The organism is Pseudomonas sp. GX19020 (genome assembly GCF_023371075.1).
Classification (GTDB): Bacteria; Pseudomonadota; Alphaproteobacteria; order Rhodobacterales; family Rhodobacteraceae; genus Pseudogemmobacter.
Window position 1 is genome coordinate 749,720 of record NZ_JAMCCR010000001.1, and the last position, 15,945, is coordinate 765,664.

The following is a 15,945-nucleotide window of genomic DNA, read 5'->3' on the forward strand; positions in this document are numbered from 1 at the left end:
TTTCTCTCCTCAGACCGGTTGTAACAGCGCCCGCGTATAAGCGCGCAGCCGGTCCGGCGTCAGTGTCACAGGTTCAAGATCGAAACGCGCCATGCGTCCGATCATCTCGGTTGGCCGCGCGATCTGTTCGGCCTTGTGATAGGCTTCGCGCGGGGCATAGTCGTCAAAAAACAGCGTCACCGGACGGGTGATCCGATAGGCCACCGTCAGGAAACAGGCGAGCCGGAAACGGCCATCGACCAGCACCAGATCCGGGTGAGAAAACCCGGGCAAGTCCCAGATTTTCAATGCATAATCCGGCCAACGGCGAAACGCGGACTCATCCGCAGGATGGCCCCATTCCTTTATCGGGCCAATATCGGCATGATGGATATGGACACCGGCCTGCGCCGGATGTGCCGCGAACCAGTCGCCCATCATCCTGGCCCAGGAGGCATCGGATTCCACCGACCAGACCTCTGCCCCGGCCTCAGCCGCGACAAGCGTCGATCCGCCGGAGCCATATTCCAGCACCACCCGCGCAGCGGCGCAGGCATCCGTCCATGCCCGGGCAGCCGCCTCGGGCATGGTCAGATCAGGACGCTGAAGCACCGCACCGGACAAGGTTCAGCCCACCGAACCTTCCAGCGAAATCGCCACCAGGCTTTGCGCTTCCATGGCGAATTCCATCGGCAGGGCCTGGAGGACTTCCTTGCAGAAACCGTTCACCACCAGAGCGACGGCCTCTTCCTCATCCATACCCCTTGAGCGGCAATAGAAGAGCTGATCCTCGTCGACCTTCGACGTGGTCGCCTCATGTTCGCAGCGCGAGGAATTGTTCTTCACCTCGATATACGGAACCGTATGGGCACCGCACTGATCGCCGATCAGCAGGCTGTCACATTGGGTATAGTTCCTCGACCCGGTCGCTTTGGGGTGAACCGAAACCTGGCCGCGATAGGTGTTCTGCGCGCGACCCGCCGAGATCCCTTTCGACACGATCCGCGACTTCGAATTCTTGCCCAGATGGATCATCTTGGTGCCGGTATCGGCCTGCTGGTAATTGTTCGCGATGGCGATCGAGTAGAATTCGCCCTGGCTGTCATCGCCGCGCAGGATGCAGGATGGGTATTTCCAGGTGATCGCCGAGCCGGTTTCCACCTGCGTCCACATCACCTTGGCCCGGTCGCCCCGACAATCGGCGCGTTTGGTGACGAAGTTGTAGATGCCACCCTTGCCATCCTCATCGCCCGGGAACCAGTTCTGCACGGTCGAATATTTAACCTCGGCATCGTCGAGGATGACGATTTCCACCACCGCGGCATGCAGCTGGATCGTATCGCGCTTCGGTGCAGTGCAACCCTCAAGGTAGCTCACATAAGAGCCCTTGTCGGCCACGATCAGCGTGCGCTCGAACTGCCCGGTATTTTCGGCATTGATGCGGAAATAGGTGCTCAGCTCCATCGGGCAACGCACGCCTTCCGGGATATAGACGAACGAGCCATCCGAGAAGACCGCCGAATTCAGCGTCGCAAAGAAGTTGTCCGATTGCGGTACGACCGAACCGAGATATTTCTGCACCAGCTCGGGATATTCGCGGATCGCTTCCGAGATCGAACAGAAGATCACGCCGGCTTTCTTCAGCTCTTCCTTGAAGGTGGTACCGACGGAAACGCTGTCAAACACCGCATCCACCGCAACCTTGCGCTCGCCTTCCGGCGCCTCGACGCCGGCAAGCAAAGCCTGCTCTTTCAGAGGAATCCCCAGCTTCGCATAGGTCGCCAGCAGCTTCGGATCGACTTCATCCAGCGATTTCGGCTTTTCGGCCATGCTTTTCGGGCGCGCATAGTAATACTGGTCCTGATAATCGATCTCAGGATAGCTGAGCATCGCCCAACGCGGCTCCTTCATCTCGAGCCAGCGGTGGTAAGCCTTCAGACGCCAGTCCAGCATCCATTCCGGCTCGCCATTCTTCTCGCTGATCAGCCGGACGATATCCTCGTTCAGACCTTTGGGCGCATATTCGGTCGGGATCTCGGTCTCCCAGCCGTATTTATATTTGCCGGCCATCGCCTGGACGGTTTCAATCGTCTCACGGTCGACGCCTTCCCGGATCGCCTCATCGGGGATGCGGATATTCTCCTCGGACACATGGGTATTCATTTCGGTCACTCCATCCTCACGCGGCCCGTCTTCACGCAGCACGGGCGCGGGCTTTTCCGTAAGCTCTGGTCCACGCCTCCGCGAACCTGAGCACATTCTCTTCATTCACGCCCGGACCGATCGAGATCCGGATCATCTGTCCGGCCTGATCGCCATATCCCATGGCGCCGAGCACTTTCGATCCCCTGACCTTGCCCGAAGAACAGGCCGATCCGGCCGAGACCGCGAAACCCGCAAGGTCCATCGACATCACCTGTGTCTCGCCCTTCCAGCCCGGCGCGATGAGGCAAAGCGTGTTCGGCAACCGTGTCCGGTCTTTCGAGACCGAGATAATGCCCTCAGCGCCGGCAAACAATGCTGATTCCAGAATATCCCTTATGCGGGCGACCTCTTCCCAGGTCCCGTTCGCGAGATCACGCGCCGCAGCCGTCGCCGCAGCCGCCATGCCGGCAATCCCGATCAGATTCTCGGTGCCGGACCGCCGCCCCATCTCCTGGCCGCCGCCTTTCAGCTTTGCCTCAACATCAAGCCCGCGCTTCAGCAAAAGCGCCCCAATGCCACGCGGCCCGCCGAATTTATGCGCCGAAACCAGTCCCATATCGCAGCCGAGCCAGTTGAAGGCGACCGGCAGCTTGCCCATTGCCTGCGTCAGATCCGACACAGCAAGCCCTTCGGGCAGATCCTGCACGATCCCGGTCTCTGGATTGGCCAGCTGCAGAGTGCCCTGCCCCGGATCCGGAACCGAAACCATACCATCGCGCCCGACAGGCAATAACTCGTCACACCAGGCCGAAACCGCCGAATGCTCGACACCGGCGCAAACCAGCCCCCGCCCCGCCAAAGCCAGCGCCGAAGCCTCGGTCGTCCCCGAGGTGAAGACCAGGTCCGCACCCTCCGCGCCGAAGGCCGCCGAGATTTCTTCGCGCGACCGCTCCATCAGCGCCTTCGCCGCGCGCCCCTCGCTATGGACCGAAGACGGGTTCCCCACCACATCCATCGCTGAAATCATCGCCGCCCGCGCCTCGGCCCGCAAAGGCGCCGTTGCATTCCAGTCCAGATAAAGCCGGGTGCTCATGGCGCGCCCCTTTCATCTGTCGAAAAATATCCTCGGGGGGAGCCGGACGCGCAGCGACCGGCGCGGGGGGCAGACAGCCCCCCGGCGATCTCAGCCATGGCGCGCAACATTTTCATTCCTCATCCACCACCCGGAACAGGTTCGGCACCGCCGGACAGGGCGTCATCTCATTGCCGATCACATCCGAAAGCCGCGCCTGGTGCAAAAACACATAGACATTGGCCGAAAGGCTCTGCCAGAGCCGGTTGGTCAGCGACTGCGCCCGCGTGCCAGACGAGCCCCCCGTTGCGCCTGCGCCGGTATGCATCGCATCGACCGTCTCATCGACCGCCTGCAGGACCTCACTCACCCGGATCGAATCCGGTGAACGCGCCAGCCGGTAGCCGCCGCCGGGCCCCCGCACAGCGTCCACCAGCCCGGCCCGGCGCAGCTTGACGAAAAGCTGCTCCAGATAGGGCAGCGAAATATCCTGACGTTTCGAAATCTCGGCCAAAGCCACCAGTTCCTCGACTTCCGCCGCCTCCCCGCCCGCCTTTGCCAGCGCCAGTTTCGCCTTCGCCTCACTCATGGCGAGATCGGCAAGCGCAACCATCGCATACCGGCCCTTCGTCGACAGCTTCATCCCAAACTCTCCTTAACGAGCGCGCCGCAAGGCTTCGCCGACTGCCCCGAACCGGCCGCAAGACTGGCCCCGGATCGCCTCCGACGCCCCTTGCGCAAACCCGTCTTCCCCCGGCAATCCGGCCACATCCCCCCGGGGAACGGGCCATTTCCAGGCAGATCCATTGACGAGCCAGCCCCGGGCCATTACCTCAGGTGCAATCCGGGGGACAAGACTTGCCCCCTTTAGAACAGTTCTAAATTACCCGGGCGTTTCAGTCAAGTTTCGATCCCGGAGAAATCAGGCGAGAGCGTATGCCCGAAGTTATCTTTGCCGGCCCCGATGGACGTCTCGAGGGACGCTACCATGCACAGAAGGAACGCGACGCTCCGATCGCCATCGTTCTGCACCCGCATCCCGCCTATGGCGGCACGATGAACAACAAGGTTACCTATAACCTGCATTACGCCTTCTATAATCTGGGCTTCAATGTGCTGCGGTTCAATTTCCGTGGCGTGGGGCGCAGCCAGGGCGAATATGACCAGGGCATCGGCGAGCTGTCGGATGCGGCATCGGCGCTCGACTACCTCCAGTCGATGAACCAGAATGCGAAACATTGCTGGGTCGCGGGCTTCTCATTCGGCGCCTGGATCGGCATGCAGCTCCTGATGCGCCGCCCCGAGATCACCGGCTTCATCTCGGTGGCACCTCCTGCGAATCTTTACGATTTCAGCTTCCTCGCTCCCTGCCCTTCGTCAGGTCTCGTGATCAATGGCAGCGCCGATAAGGTGGCCCCGCCGAAAGACACCCGTACCCTCGTCGGCAAGCTGCACGAGCAAAAGGGCATCACGATCACCCATACCGAGGTCGAGGGCGCCGATCACTTCTTCAAGGATGAAGAAGCGCATATGAAACCGATGATCGAAACGGTTTCGGATTACGTCAGGCGGCGCATGACCGAAAGTACCCGCTGATGTCCTTCATCCAGGAGCTTGCCGACCAGCTTGCGAAAGACGTGCTCGCCTCGCAGAACGAATTGCAGGATGACCGTTTTTACGAACAGGTCGGCCGGGTCCTGGGGGCGGCGTCGCCGACGCTGCAAGAGGCCTATATGACCTCGATCCGCATCCGCCTCGCCGAGGCGCGCGGCCGCGACTTCCTCACCCGCGCCCTCAGGGCCAAACGCGAGGGCGCCGCCGCCCCGGATGCGCCGCGCGATCTCAGCCCTGGCAGCGGCCACTGACCCCGAAGCGGAACGGTCCGGCCATGACGATCACCCATCAGGACGAACTCGACAGCCTGCGCCATATCGGCCGCATCGTCGCCAATACCATGCTTGCCATGGCCAAAGCGATGGAGCCGGGCATGACCACGCTTGAACTCGACGAGATCGGCGCCCGGCTCCTTGATCGCGAAGGCGCGGTCTCGGCGCCACGCAGCGCTTACGATTTCCCCGGCGCCACCTGTATCAGCGTCAATGAGGAAATCGCCCATGGCATCCCCGGCCCCCGCGTGATCGCCGCCGGAGACCTCGTCAATATCGATGTCTCGGCCTCGAAAGACGGGTTCTTTGCCGATACCGGGGCAAGCTGGCAGCTGCAGCCCGAACGCGAGGCACTGAACAGGCTCTGTCGCGACGGGCGCCTTGCGATGGAGACCGGCATCAATGAGGTCCGCGCCGGCAAACCCCTCGCAGGCATCGGTAATGCCATTGGTAAATTCGCACAGAAACGCGGCTATACGCTGATCCGCAATCTCGCGAGCCACGGCATCGGCCGCAGCCTGCATGAAGAGCCAACCGAAATTGCCACCTGGCCGACCCGCGGCGACCGCCGCCGTATCGAAAAGGGCCTCGTCCTGACGGTAGAGCCGTTCCTCTCGACCGGCGGTCTCTGGGCCGATGCCGGCGAGGATGGCTGGACGCTTTACAGCGAGCCGATGGCGCCGGTGGTGCAATATGAACATACCGTGGTCGCAACCGGGTCGCGGGCCATCATCCTCACTCTGCCCGGCTGAGCCGCCCCGCCTGAACCCTCGCGCCTGATTTTCCGGCCTGATCAGGCCCCGCCTTCCCCCTTGCCAGAATCCGGCCTTTCGCGCGATGACTGCGGCATGGATATTCCGCTCACCACCCCCGTCCCGCCTGTACAGCCCGCCACCGATCCCCGTCTCGACGCCCAGTTCGCCTTTCTGAACGAGGCCGACCGCCTGAAATCGGTGCTGCGCGCCACCACGCTCTGCGACGGGTCGAGGCGCGAGAATTCGGGGGAACATTCCTGGCATCTGGCGCTTTACGCCATGGTTCTGGCCGATCAGGCCCCCGTAGGTGTAGAGATCGACCGCGTCATCCGCATGTTGCTCCTGCATGATCTGGTCGAGATTGACACCGGCGATGTGCCGATCCATTCCGCGAACGGCGCCGCCCATGCCAGCACCGACACCGTCCTTGCCGAACAGCGCGCGGCCGACCGCATCTTCGGCCTTCTGCCGCCTGACCAGGCATTGGCCTTCCGCGCGCTCTGGGATGAATTCGAGGCGGCCGAGACCCCGGATGCCGTCTTTGCCAAATCTCTCGACCGGGTGCAGCCGGTCCTCGCCAATCTGCAATCCGGAGGCGGCACCTGGACCACCTATAATGTCACCTGGGATCAGCTTGTCGCCCGGGTCGGCCAGAAAATCGCGCGCGGAGCACCCGCGATCTGGGCCTGGGTCAGCCAGAAAGCCAAAGCCTGGTTCACGCCCTGACGCGCCTCGGACATTCTTGCCCCCTCCTTCTGACGCAAATGCCCCCGCCGGAGGCATCCCCGGCCAGCCGGAAAGCCGCCGGTTCTACAGGCAGTGGTTGATGAACTTTTTGTATACCATCGCATACCATCTTCCGTGACGCCCGGATTTCCGCTAAATCAGGCCCCAGGCGTAACCCAGTCCAGAAAGGGCGAATGATGACCAGGATCAAGGTGGCCAACCCGGTGGTGGAACTTGACGGCGATGAGATGACCCGGATCATCTGGGATTTCATCAAGCAAAAGCTGATCCTTCCCTATCTCGATATCGACCTGAAATATTACGATCTTGGCATCGAAGAACGCGACCGCACCGCCGACCAGATCACCGTCGATGCGGCGCATGCCATCCGGAAATACGGCGTTGGCGTCAAATGCGCGACCATCACCCCCGATGAGGCACGGGTCGAGGAATTCGACCTGAAGCAGATGTGGAAATCGCCGAACGGCACCATCCGAAACATCCTGGGCGGCGTGATCTTCCGCGAGCCGATCATCTGCAAAAACGTGCCGCGCCTTGTGCCGGGCTGGACGAAGCCCATCGTGGTCGGCCGCCACGCCTTTGGTGATCAATACAAAGCAACCGATTTCCGCTTCCCCGGGCCGGGCAAGATCACGATGAAATTCGTGGGTGAAGACGGCACCACCCAGGAATATGACGTCTTTGACGCGCCCGCCGCAGGCGTCGCGATGGGGATGTACAACCTCGACCAGTCGATCATCGACTTCGCGCGGTCTTCCTTCAATTACGGGCTGATCAAGGGCTGGCCGGTTTATCTCTCCACCAAGAACACTATCCTCAAGGCCTATGACGGACGGTTCAAGGATCTCTTTGCCAAGGTCTATGCCGAAGAGTTCGAGGACCAGTTCAGGGCCAGAGGCATCCATTACGAGCACCGCCTGATCGACGATATGGTGGCTTCGGCGCTGAAATGGTCGGGCGGCTATATCTGGGCCTGCAAGAATTATGACGGCGATGTGCAATCCGACACGGTGGCGCAGGGCTTCGGCTCGCTCGGTCTGATGACCTCGATCCTGCTGACACCTGATGGCAGGACCGTCGAGGCCGAGGCCGCACATGGCACCGTCACCCGCCATTTCCGCCAGCATCAGGCGGGCAAACAGACCTCGACCAATTCCATCGCCTCGATCTTCGCCTGGACCGGCGGGCTGAAACACCGCGCCAAGCTCGATGACAATCCGCAGCTGACGCGGTTTGCCGAAACGCTGGAACAGGTCTGTATCCGCACCGTCGAGGACGGGTTCATGACCAAGGATCTGGCGCTGCTGGTCGGGCCGAATCAGAAATGGCTGACCACGACGGGTTATCTGGAAAAGGTAGATGAATATCTGAACAAGGCGCTTGCCGGCTGAGTGGCAGAAACTCATCTGTGCGTTGGGGCGGTATCAGCGGATGCCGCCCTTTTCCATATCCGCACAGGGATCTGGCCTGTCTTACGGCCCTGCTGTCTTTCGGGCGATTGCTGAGATGCGCCTCATTTGAGGCATTATTCGGGTCAGGAGCCAGCCTTCGGCACAGGATGCTAACCGCGGCTTAAGACTGATCTGACAGATTGGGTGTCGCTGCAGCTGACCGGGACGGAGGGTCGGATGAGAACGATCACGGTTCAGGTCTGGACCCTCGACCCCAGCTTCAGCGTGCAGTCACCCGGCATGGTGATCCGGCCCGATGACTGGAGCGCATCGCCGCAGGACGATTTCGTGGATATGCAGGGACAAGGGGTCGACCTCTCCCCCTATCTGCTCAGCGCAGAGCTGACCGATGGCGATGAAAGTCAGATCATCACCTCTGATGAAAGCGACTCTTTTACTGTGGGAGGAACCACTTATCAGATCTACGCCGTATATAACGGTGACAGCGCGGTGATTGCCGGTGCCACACAAAAGCTGGTGACATTCTACGGCCAGAGCAGCGCAGGCGAGTCGCGGGCGATCGCCCTGCCGGTCGATGAGGATGGCAAGGTCTCTGCGGCCTATCCCGGCACGATGACAGCAACCAGCTGGCTGTGGGAGCCAAATGAATTCGCGCTGCCATTCTCCTCGATTCCCTGCTTTGTTTCCGGCACCCTGCTCCGCACGCCCGAAGGGGACTGCCGGATCGATGACCTGCGGGCCGGAAGCCTGGTTATGACCCGTGATCACGGCCCCCAGAAAGTCCGCTGGATCGGCGCCGTCACCCTGACCGAGGCGGATCTGCGCCGCGCCCCCGCGCTGCGCCCGGTCATCATCGCCGCCGGGGCACTCGGTCCGGGCGTGCCCTCAACTGAGCTGCGGCTGTCCGCGCAGCATCGCGTGCTCCTGCGCTCAAAAATCGCCGCGCGGATGTTTGGCGCAGAGGAAATGCTGATCGCCGCAACCCGCCTGATCGGCCAGGACGGGATTTCGGTGGCCGCCGGGACCGGTCCGGTCACCTATCTGCACCTGATGTTCGATCAGCATGAGCTGCTGTTCTCGAACGGCGCAGAGGCCGAAAGCCTCTATCTCGGGACGGAAGCGGCAAAGGCCTTGCCCGCCACCGCCCTGCATGAAATCCTGGACCTGTTTCCCGGCATTCGCCCCGGCACATCCAGGCCGGCCCGCCCCTTCCTGGCCGGCAATAAGGCGCGGATGCTGGTGCAGCGCCACCGTCTGAATCGCAAACCCCTGGTCGAAGCTGCGCGCAGGCCGATGCAGATACCGCCCGGAACGCGCCACGGTCTGACGCCCGCAGAGCAGCTTCAGCACCGCCCGGATTGCCATTCAACTATGCCCGCCAGATAGTGATCTGCCCCTCAACGCCAGCTCTGCACGAAACCGCATTTCCAAATCCGGATTTCTCCTGTATTTGCGGCACCGCAGCAAACAGGTAGAGCTTAATGGACCTTCGCAACATCGCGATCATCGCCCACGTTGACCACGGCAAGACCACCCTGGTCGACGAACTTCTCAAACAGTCGGGCACCTACCGCGAAGGCCAGGCCACGACCGAGCGCGTGATGGACAGCAATGACATCGAACGCGAGCGCGGCATCACCATTCTCGCCAAGGCCACTTCGGTCGAGTGGAACGGGTTGCGCATCAATATCGTCGACACCCCCGGCCACGCCGATTTCGGCGGCGAGGTGGAACGCATTCTGAACATGGTCGATGGTGTGGTCCTGCTGGTTGACGCCGCAGAAGGCCCGATGCCACAGACGAAATTCGTGACCTCGAAAGCCCTCGCTCTGGGCCTGCGCCCGATCGTTGTGCTCAACAAGGTCGACAAGCCCGATGCCGAACCCGAGCGCGCGCTTAATGAGGTGTTTGATCTGTTCGCCAACCTTGGCGCCTCGGACGAACAGCTTGATTTCCCGCATCTTTATGCTTCGGGACGCTCTGGCTGGGCCGATGATTCGCTCGATGGCCCGCGCAAGGATCTGACCGCGCTTTTCGAGCTGGTGGTGAAACACGTCCCCGCACCGAAGCAGATCGCTAAGGTCAATGAACCCTTCTCGATGCTCGCGACCACGCTTTCGGCTGACCCTTTCCTTGGCCGTCTGCTGACCGGCCGCGTGGAATCGGGCACCATCCAGGCCGGCGCTTCGCTCAAGGCGCTGACCCGCGACGGTGAGCGGATCGAACAGTTCCGCGTCACCAAGATCCTCGCCTTCCGTGGCATCGCCCAGACCGCGATTGACGAGGCCGTCGCCGGCGATATCGTCACGCTGGCCGGCATGACCAAACCGACCGTTGCCGACACGCTTTGCGCGCTTGAAATTGACACCGCGCTGCCCGCCCAGCCGATTGACCCTCCGACCATCACGGTGACTTTCGGCATCAATGATTCGCCCCTTGCAGGCAAAGACGGCACCAAGGTGCAAAGCCGCGTGATCCGCGACCGTCTGATGAAAGAAGCCGAACAGAATGTCGCGATCAAGATCGCCGACACCGCCGGCGGCGACGCTTTCGAGGTCTCGGGTCGCGGCGAATTGCAAATGGGCGTTCTGATCGAAAACATGCGCCGCGAGGGCTTCGAGCTCTCGATCTCGCGTCCGCGCGTGATCTTCAAAGAAGAGAACGGCGTCCGGATGGAGCCGATCGAGGAAGTCATCGTCGATGTAGATGATGAATATTCCGGCGTCGTGATTGAAAAGCTGACCGGCGAGCGCAAGGGCGATCTGGTCGAGATGAAGCCGGCAGGCGTCGGCAAGACCCGGATCATCGCGCATGTGCCGTCGCGCGGGCTGATCGGCTATCAGGGCCAGTTCCTGACCGACACGCGCGGTTCGGGCGTTCTGAACCGTATCTTCCACGGCTGGGTGCCGCATAAGGGCCCGATCCAGGGCCGTCGCCAAGGCGTGCTGATCTCGATGGAGAACGGCGTCTCGGTGTCTTACGCGCTGTGGAAACTGGAAGATCGCGGCCATTTCTTCATCGGCGCGCAGGAAGCGGTTTACCAGGGCATGATCCTGGGCGAGCACAACCGCGACAATGATCTGGAAATCAACCCGATCCGCGGCAAGCAGCTCACCAACGTCCGCGCTTCCGGCACCGATGAGGCCGTGCGCCTGACAACCCCGGTGCGGATGAGCCTAGAAGAAAGCATCGCCTATATCCAGGACGATGAGCTGGTCGAAGTGACGCCGAAGATCATCCGGATCCGCAAGCGTTATCTCGACCCGCATGAGCGCAAGCGCATGAGCCGCGAAAACTGATCTCAGGGCTGACGCCCGACGTGACCCGGCCGGCAGAGGACCCCTCCTCCGCCGGCCGTATCCATTCTGCCGCCGGTCCATCGCAGCGGATAAACCGGTGCTTCGCCTGTCGGGCGTCCTCTTAACTCTCTGACCTTTGGAGTGCCGGAGGAGGTATCGCGGCCCGGCTTCCACGCGCAGGCATCAGACGCCCCCGCGCAGCCCGCCGCAAGATCCACAGCGCTGGAAGCCTTCTTGTGCTTACAGAACATACTGCCCCCATCGCCCGGCGACAGGTTCACGGGTGGCACGGTCGAGGCCAGATATCTCAACGTCGAGGCAGAGGTGCGTTATTGGGAAGACGGCACGATCAACGGCCAGCCCGACAATGACGATGCGCCGAAGCGCGCCGCCTCTACTGGCCCGCCTTTGAAGTCCGCGCCACCCGTCAAAATGAAGTCGATCATGCGTGACCACACCCAACCTTCTCGCATCCAGCTGTCGCGCAGCAAAGGCTCGCGCCTGCCGGCCAATACCGTGCGTTGCGACCGCCGTACCATCCTCGGCAATCCATGGGTGCCGGGCGAGAACGGCGGCCTGCGCATCCCGAACGGACCGCTACGGGGCAAAATGGACTGGTATTCGCCTATCCCCACGACCGAGATCCTCACGGTAGAGCGCGCCGTTGCACTTCTCGCCGAATGGCTCCTCACTGAGAACCCGATTCTGCCCGCTGGTCTGAGCGACACCGATGTGACCCGCTGCATTGACGCCCTCGAAGAGCTGCGCATCGCTGTGCTGGACCGCCTGCCCGCCCTGCGCGGTCACAGCTTCGCCTGCTGGTGCAAGCCGGGCTCGCCCTGCCATGCCGAAACGCTGATGGAGATCGCAAATGGGTGATCGCATCTTTATTCACAACGGCTATGCACTTTCGTGCCTAAAAAATGCCCAAATAGAGTGCGTATCTTCGGCTCTCATTACAAGTACGGATGTATATTATGTCAGTGAAACGGATCCTGGATCTCGCCAGCTCTCTCGAATTCTCGGTCGCCAATGCCAGGATGAACAACACGACAATCGCATTGACCCCGGAAGCTGCCCAGCGGATCGCTTCGGAGCTCTTTATTGCCGCCGAGATCCTGCAGCGGTCCGCAGCATCAGAGGACGTCAAAAAAGCCGCCTGACCGGCTCAGACAGCCGGTACAGCACACCGCGCACCTACAGGCGGTTTCCGGCACGAGATCAGCGCCAATGTGACGCACGGGCGCTTCCCGGAGCAAATGCGGGAGGTCACCAATGGCTGACCTCTCCCATGCCGTCCTGACGCGGATGATCTGGATCGATGCCCGCCTGATCGTCGCTGGCACCATTGGCAGGCAGGATCTGGTCACGGCCTTCGGCATCAGCCAGTCTCAGGCGGCTATCGATTTCCGCTCATACCGGACTATGAATCACGACCGCCTTATCCATGACCGCCAGGCGCACATCTATCGCGCTGCGCCAGGATTGCTTCCCGCATATCCGACCGCCCTGCGCATGAGCGTGATCCATGCCGTGCGGATGGTGATGGACCTGATCACCAACAGCAGTCAGCCCGCGAAACCGGCGCCGAATTGCGCGCGCTGCGAGGACATGCGGTTTCTGGATAGCCACGTGATCCTTGAGCAGTGCCTGGACTGCAATCCGGAGATCCCGAAATGACCCGGGCGAACTGCGCCCATCTGATGGTGAGGGAGGAAGCGGCGTAAGTGCTCCGATGCAGTTCGTGATGATAGAGGCCGACCGACTTGACCGGATGGAGCGCAAACTGGATGTCCTGACCGAGGCACTGAGGTCGTCAACCGTCATCCCAGGCCCAGAGTGATGCCGAATTACCGAGGCCGCGAAGCGCAAGGGCGTAAGCACCGCCACAATCAGACGCAAGGTCGCCTTGGGTCTGATTGTGGCTCGTGGGAATGGCAAACGGCTTTTTTGCGCTATTCGGATCGAGTCCGCACATCTGCCTTTCCCGGCTATCTTCAGCGTATGCGAACGGTCTCGGGTGTGCCGAGTGAGGTGAAGCGGTTCATGTGGAGCAGGTGAACGCCACTGGTTCGAGAGAACCTGCGAGCCACGCCGCTTCAGAGGCCGGCTGTAGCTGGACCAGTTTGTCGTGCGGAAGAGTGGGGCGGGCTTGCTCATCGCAACAATCTAACCCGCTGACTCAAAACATGAATCCGCAGATTACAGGGAGAGCGCAACAAAGCCGTTTTGTTCAGGAAAACGCCGATCATGTGATCATCGGCATTTAAATGTGGTGCGGACGACGGGTCTCGAACCCGTAATTCCTTTCGGAAGGCAGATTTTCATCCCACTTCGGCTTTCGCCGCCGCCGGTTTCCCTGCGTTCGTGGGCTGGACTGTCCCTTTGCCATGGCCGCCGGGTCGCCCGCAAAAGGCTTTCCGAAGGCTACAGGCACCACCCGTCCAGTCTCTACACCTTCCCCGGCATAGTCGCGCCGGGGCTTGGCTCGGGATTGGCGTAGGACCCTGCCTCACGGCCTGCCCCCTTAGCTTTCCCCGAATTTGAGCGGTTCTGCACCGCAGGTTTCCCCACGGGCACTCCAATTGTCAAAGTCTGCTGCGTATACCAGTTTCGCCACGTCCGCCCGGGCCCAAACGGGGCCGGTTGCGCCTCAATACACGGGTGGGCGCGATTCGACAGCCCCGCAGTTATCCCCACTGTCACTGCATCGCCGATCGCGCCGCAGATTGACAGCGCGCGCCTCCGTCCCTTTATTTGCCAGAGATCCGGAGGCGAGACCCCGCCGCGTGCCCCTGAAGGAGGCAGACTGTCATGGCCGATTTTACCATAGAGAAAGAGATCACCGACCGGGGAGGCCGTTTTGTCATCTATAAGGAGGGCGAAATGGCAGAGCTGACCTTCACCCGCCGCGCGCCGGACCTGGTCTCTGCTGATCATACCGGTGTGCCGGATGCCTTTCGCGGCACTGGTGCCGGCAAGGCCCTGGTCGAGGCGCTGATCGCCGATGCGAAAGCGAACAATTACCGCATCATGCCGCTTTGCAGCTTTGTTGACGCACAGCGTCGCCGTCACCCGGAATGGGCCGATCTCTTCGTCTGAACCTCAGCGCCCGTCCTTCATCCCCCCGTCGCCGACAAAACGCGGAAAACGCAAGGATCGGTGACCAGTTCCGGCGGGGTCTGGCAGAGGCCCTGCGCCACCTGCCAGGCCGCGAGCACCTTGGGCACGTAGTCGCGGGTTTCGGCATAGGGGGGCACGCCACCATTCTTGCGCACCGCACCCTCGCCCGCATTATAGGCCGCCAGCGCCATCAGCGGATCATTGTTGAATTCATCGAGCAGCCAGTCGAGATAGGCGACACCGCCTTTGATATTCTGCACCGGATCGGTGGAATCGGTGACGCCAAAGCGGGTGGCGGTCGCGGGGATCAGTTGCATCAGCCCCACCGCTCCCGCGGAAGAGACGGCATCCTTGCGCCCGGCACTTTCGATCCCCATCACCGCCAGAACCAGCGCGGGTGAGACATCGGTCCCGACCGTCGCGATCAGGATATCGCGGCCATAGGTTTCGGCAATGGTCTGCATCGACTGCATCCGGGGCGCCTTCACCGAGGCCCCGCCGGGTCCTTTGGTCAGCGCCGCCATCGCGTCCGGAAAACGCCCGGCAGAACTGTTAAGATCCGACGGAATCACATCCCAATACCAAGCGTAATTCGATTTCGGGCCGGGTCCCGGCGTGACATCGCCGTCTTTGCCCTGCTCGATCGGTGCCAGCGGGCGCTCTTCATGTTGCAAAGCCGGGTCTTTCCAGGCGGTCGCGGCCAGGCGGCGCGCCTGTTCCACCGGATCGATCTGAACCGTGATCCGCTTGCCGGGCAGCGAGTCGCCGACCTTAACCCTCCGGAAGGTGAAATCCTCCTGCTCGGCGCGCCCGGCCCCGGGAATCGCCAGAAAAACCAGAGCCACCGCCAGGGTGCCTGAGACTCGACGCGTCATTTCGGATGCCTGCTCTTCTTATTTTTCTGAGAGAATCGCAGAGATCTCTGCTCTGGCAAAGCAGAAAAGCAGGTCAAAAAAGGCAAAACTGCCCCAATTGATCGAAATGCAACGCAGTTTGCCGGCGGAAATTAATCAAATAAATCAGAATCAGAATTACAAAAATCATAAAAAAACATCACGTTAACGCAATATCAGCCAGGCCACTGCGCCTGCTGCGAAAATGCCCTCTCCTCATCCAAAAGCTGCCACGATCAGGGGGCTATATGCACTCATCCCGAACGGAAGAGACGGACCGGAACAGAGGCCGACCGACAGACACCGTGGCGGAGATGAACAGAAAACATGAGCACCTTTGAAAGGGACAGACCAATGAACGCTATGAATTTCATCAAAGACGAAGACGGCGCAGTCACCGTTGACTGGGTTGTGCTGACCGCTGCTATCGTCGGTCTCGGCCTGCTCGTGATGAGCGCCATCCGTCCGGCAATCTCGGGCCTCGGCGCACAGATCGCCACCGAAGTTGAATCGACCGGCACCTGGCTGTCGAACCAGGGCACTGCGCTGCGTGAGTAATCTGCCTCTGGGCATGATCGTCTGATCACGGAAATACGGCCGCGCTCCCATCCGGGGCGCGGTCGAATTACGTTAG

The 15,945-nt window shown here is 61.4% G+C and carries 17 protein-coding genes and 1 pseudogene; 12 read left to right on the plus strand and 6 right to left on the minus strand.

Annotation, left to right across the window (positions count from 1 at the left end; all coding sequences use genetic code 11):
* Window positions 1-9 precede the first annotated feature (9 nt).
* From M3484_RS03680 to iscR, 4 genes are all read right to left on the minus strand, one after another.
* Entirely contained in the window at window positions 10-567 is a 558-nt protein-coding gene (locus M3484_RS03680; protein ID WP_249495773.1) for a hypothetical protein, read from the minus strand.
* Between the two features lie 39 nt (window positions 568-606).
* Window positions 607-2,142: a Fe-S cluster assembly protein SufB gene (gene sufB / locus M3484_RS03685; RefSeq protein ID WP_249495936.1), complete on the minus strand. Its 1,536-nt coding sequence runs from the start codon at window positions 2,140-2,142 to the stop codon at window positions 607-609.
* 31 nt (window positions 2,143-2,173) lie between these two features.
* Window positions 2,174-3,217, minus strand: coding sequence for a cysteine desulfurase family protein (locus tag M3484_RS03690; protein ID WP_249495774.1), 1,044 nt, complete (start codon window positions 3,215-3,217; stop codon window positions 2,174-2,176).
* A 112-nt stretch (window positions 3,218-3,329) separates the two neighbouring features.
* Entirely contained in the window at window positions 3,330-3,839 is a 510-nt protein-coding gene (gene iscR, locus M3484_RS03695) for a Fe-S cluster assembly transcriptional regulator IscR (protein ID WP_092898017.1), read from the minus strand.
* A gap of 293 nt (window positions 3,840-4,132) precedes the next feature.
* Between iscR and M3484_RS03700 the strand changes: the two genes are divergently transcribed.
* The 10 genes from M3484_RS03700 to M3484_RS03745 all read left to right on the plus strand — a co-directional run bounded on the left by M3484_RS03700 (window position 4,133) and on the right by M3484_RS03745 (window position 12,975).
* On the plus strand, window positions 4,133-4,792 hold the full coding sequence (locus M3484_RS03700; RefSeq protein ID WP_092898019.1) for an alpha/beta hydrolase: 660 nt from the start codon (window positions 4,133-4,135) through the stop codon (window positions 4,790-4,792).
* Window positions 4,792-5,061 (plus strand): hypothetical protein, encoded by a 270-nt coding sequence (locus M3484_RS03705; protein ID WP_092898021.1) that lies wholly within the window; start codon window positions 4,792-4,794, stop codon window positions 5,059-5,061. The genes M3484_RS03700 and M3484_RS03705 overlap by 1 nt, the downstream gene beginning before the upstream one ends.
* 23 nt (window positions 5,062-5,084) lie before the next feature.
* Window positions 5,085-5,834: a type I methionyl aminopeptidase gene (gene map, locus M3484_RS03710; RefSeq protein ID WP_249495775.1), complete on the plus strand. Its 750-nt coding sequence runs from the start codon at window positions 5,085-5,087 to the stop codon at window positions 5,832-5,834.
* Window positions 5,835-5,930: 96 nt separating this feature from the next.
* Window positions 5,931-6,563: an HD domain-containing protein gene (locus M3484_RS03715; protein WP_249495776.1), complete on the plus strand. Its 633-nt coding sequence runs from the start codon at window positions 5,931-5,933 to the stop codon at window positions 6,561-6,563.
* A gap of 197 nt (window positions 6,564-6,760) precedes the next feature.
* Complete coding sequence (locus M3484_RS03720) at window positions 6,761-7,975, plus strand: NADP-dependent isocitrate dehydrogenase (RefSeq protein ID WP_249495777.1); 1,215 nt, start codon at window positions 6,761-6,763, stop codon at window positions 7,973-7,975.
* 237 nt (window positions 7,976-8,212) lie between these two features.
* Window positions 8,213-9,382 carry a Hint domain-containing protein gene (locus M3484_RS03725; RefSeq protein ID WP_249495778.1) on the plus strand — a complete coding sequence of 390 codons (1,170 nt, stop codon included), beginning with the start codon at window positions 8,213-8,215 and terminating at the stop codon, window positions 9,380-9,382.
* A gap of 95 nt (window positions 9,383-9,477) precedes the next feature.
* Window positions 9,478-11,295: a translational GTPase TypA gene (gene typA, locus M3484_RS03730; RefSeq protein ID WP_092898029.1), complete on the plus strand. Its 1,818-nt coding sequence runs from the start codon at window positions 9,478-9,480 to the stop codon at window positions 11,293-11,295.
* Between the two features lie 234 nt (window positions 11,296-11,529).
* A complete protein-coding gene (locus M3484_RS03735) occupies window positions 11,530-12,174 on the plus strand; it encodes a DUF4326 domain-containing protein (protein ID WP_249495779.1) in 645 nt (214 codons plus the stop codon).
* Between the two features lie 98 nt (window positions 12,175-12,272).
* A complete protein-coding gene (locus tag M3484_RS03740; protein ID WP_249495780.1) occupies window positions 12,273-12,458 on the plus strand; it encodes a hypothetical protein in 186 nt (61 codons plus the stop codon).
* A gap of 112 nt (window positions 12,459-12,570) precedes the next feature.
* Complete coding sequence (locus M3484_RS03745) at window positions 12,571-12,975, plus strand: BrxR family helix-turn-helix transcriptional regulator (RefSeq protein ID WP_249495941.1); 405 nt, start codon at window positions 12,571-12,573, stop codon at window positions 12,973-12,975.
* Window positions 12,976-13,350: 375 nt separating this feature from the next.
* On the opposite strand, the pseudogene M3484_RS23920 reads toward M3484_RS03745, so the two are convergent.
* Window positions 13,351-13,455 (minus strand): annotated as a pseudogene (locus tag M3484_RS23920) (IS5/IS1182 family transposase); the annotation flags it as partial.
* Between the two features lie 654 nt (window positions 13,456-14,109).
* Between M3484_RS23920 and M3484_RS03750 the strand changes: the two are divergent.
* Window positions 14,110-14,397, plus strand: coding sequence for a GNAT family N-acetyltransferase (locus tag M3484_RS03750; protein ID WP_249495781.1), 288 nt, complete (start codon window positions 14,110-14,112; stop codon window positions 14,395-14,397).
* 17 nt (window positions 14,398-14,414) lie between these two features.
* Here the strand turns inward: M3484_RS03750 and M3484_RS03755 are convergent, their stop codons facing one another.
* The gene (locus M3484_RS03755; protein ID WP_249495782.1) at window positions 14,415-15,293 is read right to left on the minus strand and encodes a lytic transglycosylase domain-containing protein; all 879 of its coding nucleotides are present in this window, start codon (window positions 15,291-15,293) and stop codon (window positions 14,415-14,417) included.
* A gap of 372 nt (window positions 15,294-15,665) precedes the next feature.
* Between M3484_RS03755 and M3484_RS03760 the strand changes: the two genes are divergently transcribed.
* Window positions 15,666-15,869 (plus strand): Flp family type IVb pilin, encoded by a 204-nt coding sequence (locus M3484_RS03760; RefSeq protein ID WP_249495783.1) that lies wholly within the window; start codon window positions 15,666-15,668, stop codon window positions 15,867-15,869.
* Window positions 15,870-15,945 lie beyond the last annotated feature (76 nt).